Raw genomic sequence first — 17,018 nt, 5'->3', positions numbered from 1 at the left:
GCGCCTTTGTCGATCCTGCTCAGGCCGGGTGCCATTGCATCGCCGCGCGCTGTCGGATCGTCACCCCTCGCGGTTGGAGCCCGTCGTCGAGGTCAGCACCGTCGTGGCCGTCGATGCTCCGCGGGCCCAGGTGATCCATCCACCCTGCGTGACAAGGACGCAGCCTTCATCATCGCAGCGCTCCGAACCGAGTGGCCAGCCGAGGGGGCCGCGCTGGGATCCCTGACGCGCGTATTCCTGGAAGACAACGGAGTCGAGGGCCAGGACCGCAGCACCGGCGGCCGATTGGTAACCATATCCCCCCGTGAACGCCTGTGCAGTACCCCCTCCGTTGGAACGGTCGGTAAAGGGATCGCTGGTTGCAGGGCCGAGCGGACTGCGCGCGCCGCCCGCGGCGCGGTACGCACCGTCGAGGGCCCCCGCGACGACGCGGACTCCGGCGGACGGCGTCCAGGTGATGGTCTGCCGCTCGAACGCGACGGCGCAGGCCGTGGGTTCCCAGCACTGCTCCTCCGTCACGGGCCAGCCAGCGGGGCCGTATTGAGAGCCGGACGCCCCGTAGCGCTGGAAGATCCCGCTGTTCTTCCTGAGGCCGACGGTTCCTGCGGAGGAGGAGTAGACGTAGCCCCCGAGGAAGTCTTGCGCCGACCCCGAGGCGGCCGTGCCGGCGAAGTAGGCCACTTGCTCCCCCTGGGGGCTGCCTAGCACTCCACTCTGACCGCCGATCGAGTCCCAGGCGGACCGGAGGGGTTCAGCGACGACGCGCACGCCGGTCGACGGCGTCCAAGCGATCGAGCCGTTCACGAAATCCGCCCGGCACGAGGCGCCGAGGCACACCTCGGTGGCGGTCGGCCATCCGAGCGGACCGTACTGCGAACCGGTCGCCGAGTAGCGCTGGAAGATCCCGCTGTTTTTCCGCAGGGGGACCGTCCCCGCGGACGACCCGTAGATGTAGCCGCCCTCGAAGTTCTGCGCGGTGCCGGAAATCCCGGCGACGTACGTCCGCGGGACGTCGATCGGCAGTCCGAGCGCTCCGGCCGTGCCTCCGGCCTGCCGGTAGGCCGCGATGAAGTCCGGCCCCACCTCGTGGACGCCGGTGGCCGGCATCCAGCTGATCACGCCGTGCTCGAACTCGGCGGCGCACCGTGACCCCCCGCACTGCTCGGTGGACGTCGGCCACCCGAGCCCGCCCGTCGGCCCGCCCCCGGTGGCGTAGCGGGCGTGAATCGCGCTCCCCGTGCGGTGGATGACGGAGCCGGCGGCTGAGGTGTAGCCGACGCCCTGTCGGAAGCCCTGGGTGACCCCGCCCGAGGCCGCGGTGGCGTCGGTCACGGGAGGCCCGACCGTCCCCGAGGGCCCCCCGACCGCCCGGTACGCCACGATCAGCTCGGGGCCCACCACGCGGACGCCGGTTTTAGAGCTCCAGTGGATCACTCCCGAGGTGAAATCGCCCCAGCACTCGGTCGTGGAGTAGGCGCAGGCCGGAGCGGAGAGCGCTGCGCCCAGCGGGCCGGACGACCCTCCCCTGCGCTGGTGCTCGGCCGCGATGGCGAGGGCTCCGGCCGAATCGGTCGGAGCGGCAATAGTAACGGCGACCAGTCGGTCAGGGCTTCCCGCACCTCGACCGGAGGCGACGCCCGCTCGGGACGTGGAGACGAGTCGGCTCTCGACCTGGCGAGCGGAGGCGCCGGGCGACTCGCTCCAGGCGAGCGCCGCGACGCCGGCAACGACCGGCGACGCCATCGAGGTGCCCGACATGCTGATCGAGGACGACGGGTCGGCGAAGTACAGGGATCGCACCGCGCTGCCCGGGGCGAAGAGGTCTAGGCAGGTGCCGAAATTAGAGTACGCCGCTCGGGCATCCGTCGTCGTCGTCGCACCCACGGTCAGGGCCGCTGGAACGCGCGCGGGCGACTCGGTGCAGGCATCGTCGCCGATCTGATCCGCGCCGCCGTTGCCGGCCGCGACGGTGACGATCATGCCGCGGGTGATGAGGTTCTGCACGGCGCTGTCGAGCGGCGAGCTGGCCGGACCGCCGAGGCTCATGTTTACGATGCCCGGGGTGCCGGCGGGGTGGTTCGCGGCGATCCAGTTCAGCCCGCTGATGACGGTCGAGGAGCTGGTCGAGCCGCTGCACGAGAACACCCTCACGGGCACGACCGAGGCCTTCTTGGCGACGCCGTAGGCGGTGCTCGCGACGATGCCGGCGACGTGGGTGCCGTGCCCCTGGCAGTCGGCGGTCGACGGGTCGCCGGCGAGAGCGCTGACGCCGGGCAGCAGTCGGGATCCCAGCTGGCCCGGGTTCGGCGAGATGCCCGAGTCGACGACGTAGACCCGCACGCCGCTTCCGGCGCTCGCCGGGTACGAGTAGGTGCCATCCGCCGGCGCGGTCGCCTGGTCGAGCCGGGAGAGGTGCCAGGGGGCGCTGGTCTGCGTGTCGAAGAGCGTGATCTCGATGTCGGGATGCACGGCCACGACGTCGGGGCGCTGCTCGAGCACCCCGGCCTCGGCGTCGGTGAGTTCCGCGGCCACGCCGCTGAACGCGTCGTCGAAGGTCTCGACGGGCTCGCCGCCCAGATCCTCGGCGACGGCCGCGACGACCTCGACCGCGCCGGGCGCCGTCTCGACGATCCAGGCGCTCTCCGCCGCGGGCGCAGGCGCGACCGTCAGCGTCGCGGCCAGCAGGCCGACGACCGTGCTCATGCTCGTGATGCCCATACGGCAGCTCCCCCCGAAGCGCGTCTCCCCCCGGAGACTCATGCCGATGCTAAGCGGATGCCGCGCGCCCGCGCGCCCCCCGTTCGGGTCAATGCGCGTTGCTAGCGTGGGCCCTGTTCGCATATCGAAAGGTGCTCCCCTTTGTTCCTGCGCATCGACAACACCCCGCGCGACTACGCCTGGGGCTCTGCGACGGCGATCGCCGAGCTGCTCGGCACCGTGCCGAGCGGTCGCCCTGAGGCGGAGCTGTGGCTCGGTGCGCACCCGGGATCGCCGGCGCGCATCGTGGAGGGCGCCCCCGACGCCGACCTCGCGGAATGGGCCGCAGCGCACCGTCCCGAGGGGCGTCTGCCGTTCCTGCTCAAGGTGCTCGCGGCGGCTGCGCCGCTCTCGCTGCAGGCGCACCCCACCCTGGCGCAGGCGGCGGAGGGCTTCGCGCGCGAGCGGGCGCAGGGCATCCCGATCGACGCCGCCCACCGCAACTACAAGGACCCCTTCCACAAGCCCGAGCTGCTCGTCGCCGTGAGCGACCCGTTCCGCGCCCTCGCGGGCTTCCGCCCGGTCTCCGCGTCGCGGGCCGAGCTCGCGGCGATGGACGACCCCCGTCTCGCGCCGCTGGTCGAGCGCCTGACGACCGATACCGCCCTCGGCGCGGTCTTCACCTGGCTGATCGCCCGCGAGCGCGGCGTCGACGGCGCGGTCGCGGCGATCACCGAGCACGCGCAGCGGGTCGGCGGTGACGCGGCCGCGAGCGAGGGGATGCGCACCGCCGCCATCCTCGCCCGCCACTACCCGGGCGACCCCGGCATCGCGATCTCGCTGCTCATGCACACCGTGCTGCTCGCGCCGGGGGAGGCGCTCTACCTGCCCGCCGGCAACCTGCACGCCTACGTCGAGGGTCTCGGCATCGAGCTCATGGCGGCGAGCGACAACGTGCTGCGCGGAGGCCTCACGCCGAAGCACGTCGACGTGCCCGAGCTCATGAGCGTGCTCGACGCCCGACCGCTGCCCGTGCCCTACCTGCGGGCGGAGGAGCCCGCACCGGGCATCCGGGTGTTCCGCCCCGATGTGCGCGACTTCGTGCTCACCCTCGTCGACGATGCGGCGCTCGCCGGAGGCGCGACGGTGCCGAGCGAGGGCGACGCGATCGTGCTCTGCACGTCCGGCGAGGTGCAGCTCACGGGCGGTCCGCTGCTGCGGCGCGGCGAGGCGGCCTACACCGACGAGACCTCGATCGGGATACGCGGCGAGGGCCTCGTCTGGGTGGCCACCGGGGCCTGAGCGCCGACCCGGAGGCCGCCTCATATTCCGCAATCAGAACGTTATTCCTGACGATGGATCACGGGCCCTCTGCGGCTCTACAGTCAGCCGCATGACCCTCGTGAACCGCCGTCGCCACCGAGCGACGCTCGCCCTCCTCGCCGCATCCGCCCTCCTTCTCGGCGCCTGCGGGGCGCCGGGAGCACCCGTGGAATCCAAGGGGACGGCGTCGACCGAGCCGTCGGCGTCCCCGACCCCGACGGAGCCGGAGATGCAGTATCGGGCATTCGGCGACCCCATCGCGGCGTGGACGTGCGACGACCTCGTGCCGCCGCGGCCGGGCGAGACCTCGCGCACCCTCCAGGTGCAGGACGTGCGGGACGGGGGCATCGAGGGGGAGATTCGCTGCGGCGTCGACGTCGTGGTGGGAGGCGTCCCTGAGCAGGGGGCGTCCTACACGGTGCTCGTCGCCGATCTCGGAGACGATGCGGAGCCTGCCGTGCAGAACGCCGACCACCCCTTCGCCGGGGAGCTCCTCCCGGGATCGGACCCGATCCAGCGCAGCCGATGCGGTCCGTACTGCGTGGGCAGCATGGCGGCGAACGGCTTCGTCGCCAACGTGTGGAGCGTAGGGGCGACCTCCGATCACGCGGTCGACCATGAGGACCTCATGGCGTCCCTCGCCGTGCTGCTCCTCGCCGCTGAACGCCCAGACCCTCTCGACCCGGCCTCCGCCGGCACCGCGCCCCTCGAGTCGTGCGACACGGCACCGGCGGAGCTCGCCGCGGCCATGGGCGCGGCTCTCGGCGGGTCGACGCCCGCCTTCTCGACCGACCTGGATCCCGGCGACGGGCTGTGGCTCGACTACCTCATCGACGATCGACGGGGCACCGTCGCGTGCGCCTGGTCGCTCGCGAGCGATCCCGGCTCCTATTCGGACTCGGTGGGCGTGAAGGTGACCCCGGGGGCCGCTGAGCTGATCGGGGCGCCGGGCACGCCGTTCGTCGACTCGGACGATCCGAACGACGGACTCGTGTACTCGATCGCTGCGGGCACCTCCGTGATCACGGTCGCGGGTGTTGATCGCGCGACGGCAGAGGCGATCGCCGCGGCGCACGGGTGATCCTGTCCGCCCACTACCGTTGACCTCATGACCTGGCTGGTGACCGGCGGAGCCGGATACATCGGCGCGCACGTGGTGCGCGCCCTCCTCGACGAAGGGCTCGAGCCCGTCGTCATCGACGACCTCTCGAGCGGGCACCGCGGCTTCGTGCCCGAGGGCGTGCCGTTCGTGACGGCGAGCATCCTCGACGGGGGAGCGGTCGAGGCCGCCATCCGCGACCACTCCGTGACGGGCGTCATCCACCTCGCCGGCTTCAAGTACGCCGGCGTGAGCGTGCAGCGCCCGCTCCACACCTACCAGCAGAACGTCACCGGCATGGCGACGCTGCTCGCGGCGATGGCCGACACGGGGGTCGAGCAGATCGTCTTCTCGTCCTCCGCCGCGGTCTTCGGCGCGGTCGACGTCGACCTCGTCACCGAGGACGTCGCGAAGAACCCCACCTCCCCCTACGGCGAGTCGAAGCTCATCGGCGAGTGGCTGCTGCGCGACCAGGCGGTGGCGACGGGGCTTCGCCACACCAGCCTGCGGTACTTCAACGTGGTCGGCTCCGGCTCGAGCGAGGTCTACGACACCAGCCCGCACAACCTCTTCCCGCTCGTGTTTGACGCGCTCCTCGAGGGCCGGGCCCCGCGCATCAACGGCACCGACTACCCGACGCCCGACGGCACCTGCGTGCGCGACTACATCCACGTCGCCGACCTCGCGGCCGCCCACGTCGCGGCTGCGCGCCGGCTCGAGGCCGGGCAGCCGCTCGAGCCCGCGTACAACCTCGGCAGCGGTGACGGCGTCTCGGTGCGTCAGATCATGGATGCCGTGGCGCGGGTCACCGGCATCGGCTTCGAGCCCGAGCTCTCCGAGCGCCGCCCGGGGGATCCCCCGCGCATCGTTGCCTCGGGCGAGCTCGCCGCCCGTGATCTCGACTGGGCCATGCGCCACTCGCTGGACGACATGGTGCGCAGCGCGTGGGACGCGCGGCGGGCATCCACCCCCTGATCACGACGGGTGCGAGAACGGCGCGCCCCCCCCGAAGGGGGACTGGTGCGCCGGCCGTCTGTTCGGAGCGGGTGATAACGGTTTTCCCGGCGAGTCGCAACTCTGAATAGCGTGTCGAGCCTTTTATGGTTCGCGACTTGACGGGAGGGAATGACACCGGTGTAATTAGGGCATTCTCCGGCGGCCGGGCCGGGGGAACGAGGGGAGACACCATGAGCGAGTACCGGAACGACGTTCCCGAGAACTGGTTCGTCGATCCCGTGCGACTCGGTGTTCCCGGGGTGCGCCGCGTGCGCGCCGCCGTCGAGGAGGACGCCCTCGCCTGGCAGGCCGACGCCCTGTGCGCGCAGACCGACCCCGAAGCCTTCTTCCCCGAGAAGGGCGGCTCGACCCGCGACGCGAAGACGATTTGCACCACCTGCGAGGTGCGCGGGGAGTGCCTCGAGTACGCGCTGCAGAACGACGAACGATTCGGCATCTGGGGCGGTCTCAGCGAGCGCGAGCGCCGCAAGCTGCGCCGCCGGGCCTGATCCGCCGCTCGCGACCGACCGGCGTCCGCCGGTCGGCTGATGTTCCCTCAGCCTCGCCGGGCCCGCGCGTGTCTGCCTCGCGCGGCGTGACCGCCGCCTAGGGTCGGTCAGGTGCAGCCCCGAGTGACAGCAGTGCTCGTCGCCCGCCGCGGCGGTGCGACGCTCGAGCAGACCCTGCTGGGGCTCGCCGAGCAGAGCAGGCCTCCCGACCGGCTGCTCATCGTCGACGCGACCGACGACGAGGCGGCGACCCGGGCGCTCGCCGACGCCCGTCCGACGATGTTCGTCAGCGCCGCCCACGGGGCGAGCTTCGGCGACGACATCGCCCGCGCGGTCGAGGCTCTGCCCGATCCCGAGACCACGTCCTCGCCCTACGGCGGCGTCGAGGAGTGGCTGTGGCTGCTGCGGCACGACACCGCGCCCGATCCCCGCGCGCTCGAGCGCCTGCTCGGAGCGGTCGAGGTGGCGCCCTCCGTCGCCGTCGCGGGCCCGAAGCAGATGGACGCCGCCGCGCCCACGGTCATCATCGAGTTCGGCGAGACGCTCACCCGCACCGGCGCCTCGGCGGCGCTCGCCGAGCGCGAGCTCGATCAGGGGCAGCACGACCGCACCTCCGACGTGCTCGCCATCGGCGAGGCGGGCATGCTCGTGCGCCGCTCCGTCTTCACCGCGGTGGGCGGCTTCGACCCGGCCCTGCCCAGCGTGGATGCCGCACTCGACCTCTGCGTGCGCATCCGCCTCGCGGGGCACCGGGTCGTCGGCGTACCGCTCGCCCGCGTCTTCGTCGCGGAGGGCACGGCCGAGTTCGCCCGCGCGCACGTGCCGCGCCGGATCGTGCACCGGTGGCGCCGCGCGGCCCAGCTGCATCGCCGCCTCGTCTACGCCCCCGCGGTCGCCGTGCCGCTCCACTGGCTCAGCCTCGTGCCTCTCGCCGTGCTGCGCTCCTTCGGCCACCTGCTCGCCAAGCAGCCGACGAGGGTCGCCGGCGAGATCGCCGCGGCGGTCGTCGTCGCGTTCTCGGGCGCCCGGGTGCCCGCGGCGCGCCGTCGCCTGGCCCGCGCCCGGGTCGCCGGCATCACCGGGGACGCCCTCGCCCCCCTGCGCATGCCGCCCGCGGAGGTTCGCCGCCGCCGGGCGATCGCGCGCGACGCCCGCATCGGCCGGGCCGAGGACGTCGCTCCGCCGCGCCCCGACTTCCTGCCCGGCGGTGCGCTCGTCGTCGCGCTCCTCGCCGGCGTCTCCGCGGTCGCGTTCTCGCCGCTGCTCGGCGCCGCCTCCCTCCTCGGCGGGGCGACCGCGCCGCTCGCGCCCGATCCCGCCGCGCTGTGGGCCGGCATGTTGGCGACGGCGGATGCCCCGGCCGACCCCTTCGCGTTCGTGCTCGCTCTGCTCGGCGTGCTCACCCCCTGGCAGCCCTCCCTCGCCCTCGGCGTGCTCTGGGTCGCCGCGATGCCGCTCGCCGGCCTGGGAGCGTGGTGGCTCGCCGCCGGTCTCGTGCGCCGGCGGGGTCCCGCCGCCGCGGCCGCGCTGCTCTGGGGCGTCGCGCCGGCGCTCCTCGTGCCGCTCATCGCGGGCCGTCCCGCGGCCGTCATCGCGCTCATCGCGCTGCCGTGGCTGCTCGCCGCCGCGCACCGGGCGCCGCGTTCGTGGAGCGCCACGGCCGCCGCCGGGCTGCTCACCGTCATCGTCGGCGGATCGGCGCCCTCGCTCGTCCCCGCGCTGCTCGTGGCGTGGCTCGCCTGGATGGCGATCAACCCCCGTCGGGCCGGGCGGCTGCTCACGCTCATCGTGCCCCTCGGCGCCGTGGCCGCGCCGCTCGTGGTCGCGCAGCTCTGGCGGGGCTCCCCGCTCGCGCTGCTCGCCGACCCCGGCATCGTCGCGGCGCCCGGGGAGCCTGCGCCGACGGGACTGCTGCTCGGCTGGCCCGATCTCGCGCTCGCGATCGGGCCGCTGCAGAGCATCCTGCCGCAGGACGCCCCGCCGCTGCTCGTCGCCATCGTGCTCGGCGCGCTGCTCGCCCCGCTGCCGCTGCTCGCCCTGCTCGGTCTCGCTCTGCCGCGCGGCGGGCGCGCCGTGCTGCCGCTCGCGATCGGCGCGCTCGGGCTCGTCAGCGCCGTGCTCGCCTCCGGCGTCTCGCTGACGACGCTCGACGGCCGGGCGGTGCCCCTCGACGTGGCGCCGGCGCTCGGACTGTACTGGCTGGGTCTGCTCGTCGGGGTCGCCGTCGCGCTCGATGGACTGCGCCGGGCGGGTGCCGTGCCCGGGCTCATCGCGACCATCGCGGGCGTCGCCGCGGTCGCGCCGCTGCTCGCCGCCCCGCTCACCGGGCTCGCCGAGGTGCGGGCCGCCGAGGTGCGCACCCTGCCCGCCATCGTCGCCGCCTCCGCGGCCGACGACCCCCGCCAGGCGACGCTCGTGCTCACGCCCGCCGGCGACGGTCTCGGCGCGCGGCTCGAGCTCGGTGCGGGCCGCACCCTCGCGGAGTCGCGCACGGTGCGCACGACCGGTCCGGCCGCCGAGGACGCCCGTGAGGTGGCCGAGCTCGCGGCCAACCTCGCCGCCGCGAGCGGGCGCGACGCGGCCCCGGCCCTCGCCGAGCTCGACGTGCGCTTCGTGCTGCTCGCCCCGGCCCTCGCGCCGGTCGGGGAGGACGGCGCCGCGGTGCCGACGGCCCCCCTCGCCGATCCGGCAGCGGTCTCGGCCGCGCTCGACGCCACCGATGCTCTCGTCCCCGTGGGCGATACGGATGCCGGCCGCCTGTGGCGCGTCACCGCCACCGATGACGACCGGAGCCGCCCCCCGGGCATCCCGGCCACCGCACCGGCCGTGCTCCTGGGCCAGCTCGGGATCCTCGCGCTCACGCTCCTCCTCGCCATCCCCACGGGACGGCGCCCCCGGCGCGCGCGCCCCGACGAGGGAAGCATCGACGACCCGGCGACGACCTTCGCGGAGGGTGATGATGACTGAGGAACGCCCCGCCGGCCCGCCGGAGGAGACCCCGCCGCCCGCCGAGCCGACCGCATCTCCGTCGCCCGCCGAGGCGGCTGAGCCGGCTCCGGCATCGGCATCGGCACCGGCCGCGCCGACCGAGCAGACCGAGCAGACCGACCCGCCCGTGCCCGCCACGCCCCCGCCGGCGCGCCCGGCCCGCCGCCTCCCCGTCCGCCGGCTGCTCGCGCTCGGCGGCCGCCTCGGCGTCGCGCTCCTCGCCGCGGTCGGGGCGGTCGCGCTCGCGGCCGGGGTGATCTTCGTCCCCGGTCCGAGTATCCAGGCGACCCCGCCGGCGATCGACGTCGTGCCCGATCGCGGCGATCAGCTGCTCGTGTGCCCCGGTCCGGTGCTCGGGCTCAGCACCGGCGCGGGAGCCCAGGTGGCCGCGGTGGCGAGCCCCGAGCGGCTCGTCGCGGGTTCCGGGCTGGTCGAGGGGAGCATCCCGACCAGCGATGCCCTCGAGGGCGGAGCCGCCACCGTGACGCTGCCGGTGACCGCGCCGGATTCGCGAGTGGCCGCCGCCGAGCGCACCGCGGTCGCCACCGATGACGTGAGCGGGCTCGCCGCGAGCGAGTGCTCGGCACCCCAGCCCACGTCATGGCTCGTCGGCGGCGACACCACTACGGGCCGCACGACCTGGATCGTGCTGAGCAACCCCGGAGTGGTCGCCGCGACGGTCGCGCTCGAGCTGTGGGGCACGGCCGGGCCCGTCGATGCCCCGGGCACGAGCGGCATCGTCGTCGCGCCGGGCACCCAGCGCGTCCTCCCGCTCGCCGGCTTCGCCCCCGGCGAGGCCTCGCCCGTGGTCGGCGTCACCAGTCGGGGCGGCTCCGTGACGGCGACGCTGCAGCAGACGATCGTCCGCGGGCTCCAGCCCGCCGGAGCGGCGATCGTCACGGGTGCTCCCGCGCCGGGGCGCGAGCTGGTCATCCCCGCGCTCCCGGTCATCGCGCCGGCCGCGGTCGCCGAGGCCGCCGCCGACGACGGCTCGCTCGACTACGCGCCGACCCTGCGGCTGCTCGTGCCCGGCGAGGATCCCGCCGAGGTCGAGGTGCGGCTGACCCCCGCGGGCGGCGGCGACGCCGTGATCGTGCGCGCCGAAGTCGACGCCGGCCGCGTGCTCGATCTCGCGCTCACCGAGCGCGTGGCGGAGGGGGAGTACGCCGTCGCGATCGACTCCGACGTGCCCGTCGTCGCGGGTGCCCGGGTCGGAGCCCCCGCGGGCGCCGGGCTCGACCTCGCCTGGATCTCGGCCGCGCCCCGTCTCGATGCCGACGAAGGCGAGATCATCGCCGCAATCGCCCCCGGCTCCGGGGCTCTGCTCCATCTCGCGGCGGGGGAGGACCCCGTCGTCGTCACGGTCGACGGCCGCGAGCTCGAGATCCCCGCGCGCGGGGCGACCACCGTGCCGGTCGCCGGCAGCAGCGCGCCGCGGCTCACCACGACCGGTCCGCTGCACGCCGCCGTCAGCTACCGGGGGGATGCCGGGCTCGGGTTCTCCCGCGTACTGGCGCCGGCGGGCGCACCCCGACCGCTCACGATCTACCCCTGAGCCGATGCGCGCCGAGCGGTCGCCGCGCGGCCTCTCACCAGTGCCGGAACCGATCAGGGGCGAGATCCCACGGGTCCTTGCCGATGAGCTCCCCGACCGCGCGGAAGACGCACGACTCGATCATGAGGCGCCGGTGCCAGTCGTCGTCGCGGTGCAGTCGGCTCATGCGCTCGATCGGGATGCGGTACAGAACCACGAGCGAGTGCTCGGGCAGCACCCGCCACCGCGCGACGCCGCGCACCCCAACGGGCTGGTCGGGCATCGGCAGCACCTCGATGCGCAGGGTGGCCAGCTCGTCGGGCCAGAGATCCTGCAGATAGTCGGCCGAGGACTGCACGGTCGTCTCGAAGAGGTCGCGCCGCGTGTGCACGGGCGGCAGATGGGCGCCGGTCACGAGGGATCGCCCGCCGCGGCCGTGCCGCGCCCGGGCCCGGGCGCTCGGCGGCGTCGGCTTCGCCGTCGCGCCGGAGTCCGCTCCCGCGGCTCCGGGGGCGTCCCGGCGCGAGGAGCGCGGACGACGCGACGGAAACGGCATGGCTCCAGGGTAGTGCCGCCGTATGCTGGGCGGCGATGAGCGCTCGGGTATGCAGCAGGGTCGCGTGCAGCGAGCGCGCGGTCAGTACCCTGACCTACGTCTACGCCGACTCGATGGCCGTGCTCGGGCCGCTGAGCGGGCGACCCGAGCCGCACGGCTACGACCTCTGCGAGCGCCACTCGCAGAGCCTCTCGGCGCCGCAGGGCTGGCAGGTCGTGCGCTACTCCGCGCTCGGCGAGGCCGGCTGACCCGTCTCACGACCGCAGCGCGCCGCGACCCCCCGCGGAGCCCCGACCCCCGCGGAGCCCCGGGCGCCACCGTGCTCCGGTAGGTTCCTCCCTGTGACCACCGCACCCGATCTCAGCGCATTCATCAAGGCTTACGACGTGCGAGGCCTCGTCGGCTCGCAGCTCACCGAGGAGGTCGTCGAGGCCCTCGGCGCCGGCTTCGTGGACGAGATCGGCGCGGCCGGCTCCGAGGTGGTCGTGGGCCACGACATGCGCGACTCCTCGCCGGTCTTCGTGGCCGCCTTCGCCCGCGGCGCGCAGGCCAGGGGCGCGGCCGTCGTGAACCTCGGCCTCTGCTCGACCGACGAGTCCTACTTCGCCTCCGGCCGCTACGACGCACCCGCGGCGATGTTCACGGCGAGCCACAACCCCGCCACGTACAACGGCATCAAGTTCTCGCGCGCGGGCGCTCAGGGCATCAGCATCGGCACCGGCCTCGCGGGCATCCGCGACCGCGCCTCGGCCTACCTCGGCGAGGGCGCCATCCCCGCCGTCGCCGAGCCCGGCGGCTACTCCGAACGCGACGTGCTCGCCGACTACGCCGCCTACTTGCGCGAGCTGGTCGACCTCTCCGCCGTTCGCCCGTTGCGCATCGTCGTCGACGCCGGCAACGGCATGGGCGGGATGACCGTGCCCGCCGTCCTCGGAACGGCCGCCGGCCTCCCCGCGCTCCCGCTCGAGATCATCCCGCTGTACTTCGAGCTCGACGGCACCTTCCCGAACCACGAGGCGAATCCTCTGGAGCCCGAGAACCTGCGCGATCTGCAGGCCGCGGTGCTCGAGCACGGCGCCGACCTCGGGCTCGCCTTCGACGGCGACGCCGACCGCTGCTTCGTCATCGACGAGCGCGGGGAGCCGGTGACCCCGAGCGCCGTCGCGGCGATCGTCGCCCTGCGCGAGATCACCCGCGTGCGCGCGGCCGGCGAGCAGGGTGAGATCCACGTCATCCACAACCTCATCACCTCGCGCGTCGTCGCCGAGACGATCGAGGCAGCCGGCGCGACCCCGGTCCGCACCAACGTGGGGCACTCGCTCATCAAGGACAGGATGCGCGAGACGGGCGCCATCTTCGGCGGCGAGCACTCCGCCCACTACTACTTCCGCGACTTCTGGGGGGCGGACAACGGCATGCTCGCGGCCATGCACCTCATCGCCCAGTTCGGCGAGTACGAGGGCCCGCTCTCGGCGCTGGCGGCGGAGTTCACGCCCTACACGGCGAGCGGAGAGATCAACTCGACCGTCACCGACGTGCCCGCCGCCTACACGCGCATCGTCGAGGCCTTCACCGGGCGCGGCGAGTTCGACGAGCTCGACGGGCTGACCGTCACGGGCACCGCCGATGACGGTTTCTGGTGGTTCAACGTGCGCCCCTCCAACACCGAGCCCCTGCTGCGGCTCAACGCCGAGGCGGCCACGGCGAGCACCATGCAGGTGCTGCGCGACGAGGTGCTCGCGCTCATCCGCGCCTGAGCGCAGCATCCGCGCTCGTCATGCACAGCCCGCCCTCGGGCGCGGGCCTGCGAGAATGAGGGCATGGCCATCGACACCGGCGCGCCCGCGCAGCACACCATCCTCACCGCCGACGTGCGGGGCGGCATCGACTACAAGGTGCGCGACCTGCAGCTCGCCGAGGCGGGGCGGCACCAGCTGCGCCTCGCCGAGCACGAGATGCCGGGCCTCATGGCCCTGCGCGAGGAGTTCGGCCCGCACCAGCCCCTGAGGGGCGCGCGCATCGCCGGCTCGCTGCACATGACGGTGCAGACCGCGGTGCTCATCGAGACCCTCGTGGCGCTCGGCGCCGAGGTGCGCTGGGCGAGCTGCAACATCTTCTCCACGCAGGATGAAGCGGCGGCCGCGGTCGTCGTCGGTCCGACGGGCACCCCCGAGAAGCCCGAGGGCACCCCCGTCTTCGCCTGGAAGGGCGAGACGCTCGAGGAGTACTGGTGGGCCACCCAGCAGATCTTCGACTGGTCCGCGACCGGTCATGACGGCCCGACGCTCATCCTCGACGACGGCGGCGACGCCACCCTGCTCGTGCACAAGGGCACCGAGTTCGAGGCCGCGGGCTCCGTCCCCGAGACCGCCGAGGGCGACAGCGCCGAGTACCGGGTGATCCTGGATGCCCTCCGCGCGTCGCTCGCCGCCGACCCGCAGCGCTGGACGCGCGTGGGCCGCGGCATCCTCGGCGTCACGGAGGAGACCACCACCGGCGTCCACCGCCTCTACGAGCTGCACCGCGCGGGCGGGCTCCTGTTCCCCGCGATCAACGTCAACGACTCGGTCACGAAGTCGAAGTTCGACAACAAGTACGGGATCCGCCACTCCCTGCCCGACGGCCTGAACCGCGCGACCGATGTGCTCATGGGCGGCAAGACCGTCTTCGTCTGCGGCTACGGCGACGTGGGCAAGGGCTCGGCGGATGCCCTCCGCGGGCAGGGCGCGCGGGTGATCGTCTCCGAGGTCGACCCGATCACGGCCCTCCAGGCCGCCATGGACGGCTTCCAGGTCGGGCGCCTCGACGACCACCTCGACCAGATCGACATCCTCGTGACGGCGACCGGCAACGAGAACGTCGTCACGGTCGAGCAGCTGCAGGGGCTCAAGCACCTCGCGATCGTGGCCAACGTCGGCCACTTCGACAACGAGATCGACATGGCGGGCCTCGAGTCGCTCGCCGGTGCCGAGCGCATCGAGATCAAGCCGCAGGTGCACGAGTGGCGCCTGCCCACGGGCCGCAGCATCCTCGTGCTCAGCGAGGGCCGCCTGATGAACCTCGGCAACGCCACCGGGCACCCCTCGTTCGTGATGAGCGCCTCGTTCACCAACCAGGTGCTCGCGCAGATGGAGCTGCACACGCGTCTCGAGCACTACCCGCTGGGCGTGCACGTGCTGCCGAAGCTGCTCGACGAGAAGGTCGCGCGCCTGCACCTCGACGCCCTCGGCGCTCGGCTCACCGAGCTGACCCCGCGACAGGCGGCCTACATCGGCGTCGACCCGCAGGGGCCGTACAAGGTCGACCACTACCGGTACTGATGGTCTCGGGCACCCGCGGGCCGTCGGCTGATCGCCGCGAGCGGCGGTCCGGCGGCGCCCTCCGGGTTCTCGGGGCAGTCGCGGCCGTCGCCGGGCTCGTGATGCTCGCCTCCTCGGCGTGGATCACGGCGGTATTCGGCTCGATCACCACCCAGCAGTTCCTCGACGTCGTCGAGGGTCGAACGCAGCTCGACGGCGGCGGGCCGGGGCTGCTGGTCTCGTTCCTGCTCGTCTGCCTGCTCGCACCCGTGCTCGCCGTGGCGGGCGCCGTCGGCGCCGCTGTCGCACTGCGGGGGCGGGAGCGGGTCGAACCGCACGCCGAGCCCCCTCGTCGTCGCCGAGGGGCTCTGCTGGCGCCGACGGCGGGCGTTCTGGTGCTCGTGCTGGGCGCGGGCCTGCTGCTCGACCGGGTGCAGTTCTGGCCGTACCTCGAGGCGGCCCGCTTCGACGGCTCGGTGGCGGAGTACTACGTCGCCGGGCAGACCCTGCCGGCGCCCGAGCAGCGGCCGGCGACGAACCTCATCATGATCTACCTCGAGTCGTTCGAGCAGGCGTACGAGAGCCCCGAGATCATGGGGGAGGACCTCCTCGGCCCGCTCACCGACGCCACCGAGGAGTGGATGCGGTGGGATGCCCTGCAGCAGCAGCCCGGCACCGGATGGACGATCGCCGGCATCGTGGCGAGCCAGTGCGGGATCCCGCTCAAGAACGAGGCTCTCGACAGCGGCAGCGTCGACAAGAATGCACTCGGCGAGGCCGAGGAGCGCTTCCTGCCGGGGGCGGTCTGCCTCGGCGCCGTGCTCGAGCACCACGGGTACCGCAGCGTGTTCCTCGGCGGAGCCGATTCCCGCTTCGCCGGCAAGGGCAAGTTCCTCGAGCAGCACGGTTACGACGCGGTGCTCGATCGCCGGGAGTGGCAGCGCCGCGGGGAGTCGGACTTCAACCCGTGGGGCCTGTCCGACCACCGCCTGCTCCAGAACGCCCGCCTCGAGCTCGCCGCGCTGCGCGGGCAGGATCAGCCGTACAACCTCACGCTCCTCACCGTCGACAGCCACGACCCGGGTCTCGTCGGTCCCGCCTGCGAGCAGGGCGACGACGGTCCGGCCCGCGCCGCGGTGCGGTGCACGGCCGATGAGGTGGCGGGATTCCTCACCGACATCGAGCGCGAGGGCGTGCTCGACGACACGGCGGTCGTCGTGATGGGCGACCATCTGGCGATGGTGGGGGCGACGAGCGAGCTGGCCGATGAGTTGCGGGATGCCCCGCGCGGCGTCTTCCACCGGGTGACCACCCCGCTCGACGTCGAACCGGTGCCCGGCCCCATCGACCACTTCAGCATCCTGCCGACCACCCTGGAGCTGCTGGGCCTTCCCGTCCCCGGCGGCCGTCTCGGCCTCGGCCGCTCCGCGGTCACCCCGGCCGAGGGCCGCCCGCCGGCCCCCGTCGATTCGCCGCCCTCGCTCTACGCGCTCCCGCCCGAGCAGCGCCGGCTCGTGCTCGAGGCCCCGTCGTCCGCGTTCTACGCCCGGCTGTGGAACCCCGAGAGCGCCGTCGCCGGTTCCGGACGGTGACGATGATCGTCGTGCGATCGCGCCTGGGCGGGATGCCCGGAATTCCGGGCGACACGCCGTAGCGCACGCTCGATTGGCGGAGCCGCCCGATCCCGCGTAATGTCTCTACTCGTTGCCCCAAGCGGGCGGGAGAGAGCCAGGCCGAGTGCCTCGGAGCATCCCGGGCCCCAAGCGGAAACACCATCCCCTTCGAACCGCACATCGTTCGCGATGCGCACCCGGAGGATGAGGAATCCCACCTCGACCCTCGCCTCACCGCGTCAGGTCGACGGATGCGGATCCGAAGAGGAAGTGCCCTGTTGCCGAGACCGAGAGGTCGAGGGTCAGGTGCGTCCGATCCTTGAGAACTCAACAGCGTGCACTAAGTCAATGCCAAACTATCCTCGTCGACCGGGCTTTTGTCTGGTCGGGAGAGATTCCTTTGG

12 protein-coding genes are annotated in these 17,018 nt (G+C 73.6%); 10 read left to right on the top strand and 2 right to left on the bottom strand.

All coding sequences use genetic code 11. The annotated features are described in order from the left end of the window. Nucleotides 1-60 precede the first annotated feature (60 nt). Nucleotides 61-2,703 (bottom strand): S8 family serine peptidase, encoded by a 2,643-nt coding sequence (locus OVN18_RS02245; RefSeq protein WP_267781654.1) that lies wholly within the window; start codon nucleotides 2,701-2,703, stop codon nucleotides 61-63. A gap of 156 nt (nucleotides 2,704-2,859) precedes the next feature. On the opposite strand from OVN18_RS02245, the gene manA reads away from it, so the two are divergent. The 6 genes from manA to OVN18_RS02215 all read left to right on the top strand — a co-directional run bounded on the left by manA (nucleotide 2,860) and on the right by OVN18_RS02215 (nucleotide 11,167). Continuing rightward, the gene (manA, locus tag OVN18_RS02240; protein ID WP_267781653.1) at nucleotides 2,860-3,999 is read left to right on the top strand and encodes a mannose-6-phosphate isomerase, class I; all 1,140 of its coding nucleotides are present in this window, start codon (nucleotides 2,860-2,862) and stop codon (nucleotides 3,997-3,999) included. A 91-nt stretch (nucleotides 4,000-4,090) separates the two neighbouring features. Further along, nucleotides 4,091-5,101 carry a hypothetical protein gene (locus OVN18_RS02235; RefSeq protein ID WP_267781652.1) on the top strand — a complete coding sequence of 337 codons (1,011 nt, stop codon included), beginning with the start codon at nucleotides 4,091-4,093 and terminating at the stop codon, nucleotides 5,099-5,101. Between the two features lie 27 nt (nucleotides 5,102-5,128). After that, entirely contained in the window at nucleotides 5,129-6,094 is a 966-nt protein-coding gene (gene galE, locus OVN18_RS02230) for a UDP-glucose 4-epimerase GalE (protein WP_267781651.1), read from the top strand. Nucleotides 6,095-6,306: 212 nt separating this feature from the next. Continuing rightward, nucleotides 6,307-6,624 (top strand): WhiB family transcriptional regulator, encoded by a 318-nt coding sequence (locus tag OVN18_RS02225; protein ID WP_267781649.1) that lies wholly within the window; start codon nucleotides 6,307-6,309, stop codon nucleotides 6,622-6,624. Nucleotides 6,625-6,747: 123 nt separating this feature from the next. Then, nucleotides 6,748-9,591 (top strand): glycosyltransferase, encoded by a 2,844-nt coding sequence (locus OVN18_RS02220; RefSeq protein WP_267781648.1) that lies wholly within the window; start codon nucleotides 6,748-6,750, stop codon nucleotides 9,589-9,591. After that, nucleotides 9,584-11,167 carry a DUF5719 family protein gene (locus tag OVN18_RS02215; RefSeq protein ID WP_267781647.1) on the top strand — a complete coding sequence of 528 codons (1,584 nt, stop codon included), beginning with the start codon at nucleotides 9,584-9,586 and terminating at the stop codon, nucleotides 11,165-11,167. Before OVN18_RS02220 ends, OVN18_RS02215 begins: the two co-directional genes overlap by 8 nt. Before the next feature lie 34 nt (nucleotides 11,168-11,201). Here OVN18_RS02215 and OVN18_RS02210 read toward each other — a convergent pair whose 3' ends face one another. Next, complete coding sequence (locus OVN18_RS02210) at nucleotides 11,202-11,702, bottom strand: metallopeptidase family protein (RefSeq protein WP_267737914.1); 501 nt, start codon at nucleotides 11,700-11,702, stop codon at nucleotides 11,202-11,204. Between the two features lie 35 nt (nucleotides 11,703-11,737). On the opposite strand from OVN18_RS02210, the gene OVN18_RS02205 reads away from it, so the two are divergent. The 4 genes from OVN18_RS02205 (at nucleotide 11,738) to OVN18_RS02190 (ending at nucleotide 16,593) form a co-directional block, all read left to right on the top strand. Continuing rightward, nucleotides 11,738-11,950, top strand: a complete 213-nt coding sequence (locus OVN18_RS02205; protein ID WP_267781645.1) for a DUF3499 family protein — start codon at nucleotides 11,738-11,740, stop codon at nucleotides 11,948-11,950. Between the two features lie 93 nt (nucleotides 11,951-12,043). After that, the gene (locus OVN18_RS02200) at nucleotides 12,044-13,459 is read left to right on the top strand and encodes a phosphomannomutase/phosphoglucomutase (protein WP_267781643.1); all 1,416 of its coding nucleotides are present in this window, start codon (nucleotides 12,044-12,046) and stop codon (nucleotides 13,457-13,459) included. Nucleotides 13,460-13,522: 63 nt separating this feature from the next. After that, on the top strand, nucleotides 13,523-15,022 hold the full coding sequence (ahcY, locus tag OVN18_RS02195) for an adenosylhomocysteinase (RefSeq protein ID WP_267781642.1): 1,500 nt from the start codon (nucleotides 13,523-13,525) through the stop codon (nucleotides 15,020-15,022). After that, on the top strand, nucleotides 15,022-16,593 hold the full coding sequence (locus OVN18_RS02190) for a sulfatase-like hydrolase/transferase (protein WP_267781641.1): 1,572 nt from the start codon (nucleotides 15,022-15,024) through the stop codon (nucleotides 16,591-16,593). The genes ahcY and OVN18_RS02190 overlap by 1 nt, the downstream gene beginning before the upstream one ends. Nucleotides 16,594-17,018 lie beyond the last annotated feature (425 nt).

This window comes from Microcella daejeonensis (assembly GCF_026625045.1).
Lineage (GTDB): Bacteria > Actinomycetota > Actinomycetes > Actinomycetales > Microbacteriaceae > Microcella > Microcella daejeonensis.
The sequence above is the reverse complement of the archived record's forward strand: the minus strand, read 5'-3'. Positions and strand labels throughout refer to the sequence as shown.

What these genes read in the sequence shown, in the direction of transcription:
- OVN18_RS02245 (WP_267781654.1), bottom strand. Translation starts at nt 2,703, where the DNA reads ATGAGCACGGTCGTCGGCCTGCTGGCCGCGACGCTGACGGTCGCGCCT.
- OVN18_RS02235 (WP_267781652.1), top strand. Translation starts at nt 4,091, where the DNA reads ATGACCCTCGTGAACCGCCGTCGCCACCGAGCGACGCTCGCCCTCCTC.
- galE (WP_267781651.1), top strand. Translation starts at nt 5,129, where the DNA reads ATGACCTGGCTGGTGACCGGCGGAGCCGGATACATCGGCGCGCACGTG.
- OVN18_RS02225 (WP_267781649.1), top strand. Translation starts at nt 6,307, where the DNA reads ATGAGCGAGTACCGGAACGACGTTCCCGAGAACTGGTTCGTCGATCCC.
- OVN18_RS02215 (WP_267781647.1), top strand. Translation starts at nt 9,584, where the DNA reads ATGACTGAGGAACGCCCCGCCGGCCCGCCGGAGGAGACCCCGCCGCCC.
- OVN18_RS02210 (WP_267737914.1), bottom strand. Translation starts at nt 11,702, where the DNA reads ATGCCGTTTCCGTCGCGTCGTCCGCGCTCCTCGCGCCGGGACGCCCCC.
- OVN18_RS02205 (WP_267781645.1), top strand. Translation starts at nt 11,738, where the DNA reads ATGAGCGCTCGGGTATGCAGCAGGGTCGCGTGCAGCGAGCGCGCGGTC.
- ahcY (WP_267781642.1), top strand. Translation starts at nt 13,523, where the DNA reads ATGGCCATCGACACCGGCGCGCCCGCGCAGCACACCATCCTCACCGCC.
- OVN18_RS02190 (WP_267781641.1), top strand. Translation starts at nt 15,022, where the DNA reads ATGGTCTCGGGCACCCGCGGGCCGTCGGCTGATCGCCGCGAGCGGCGG.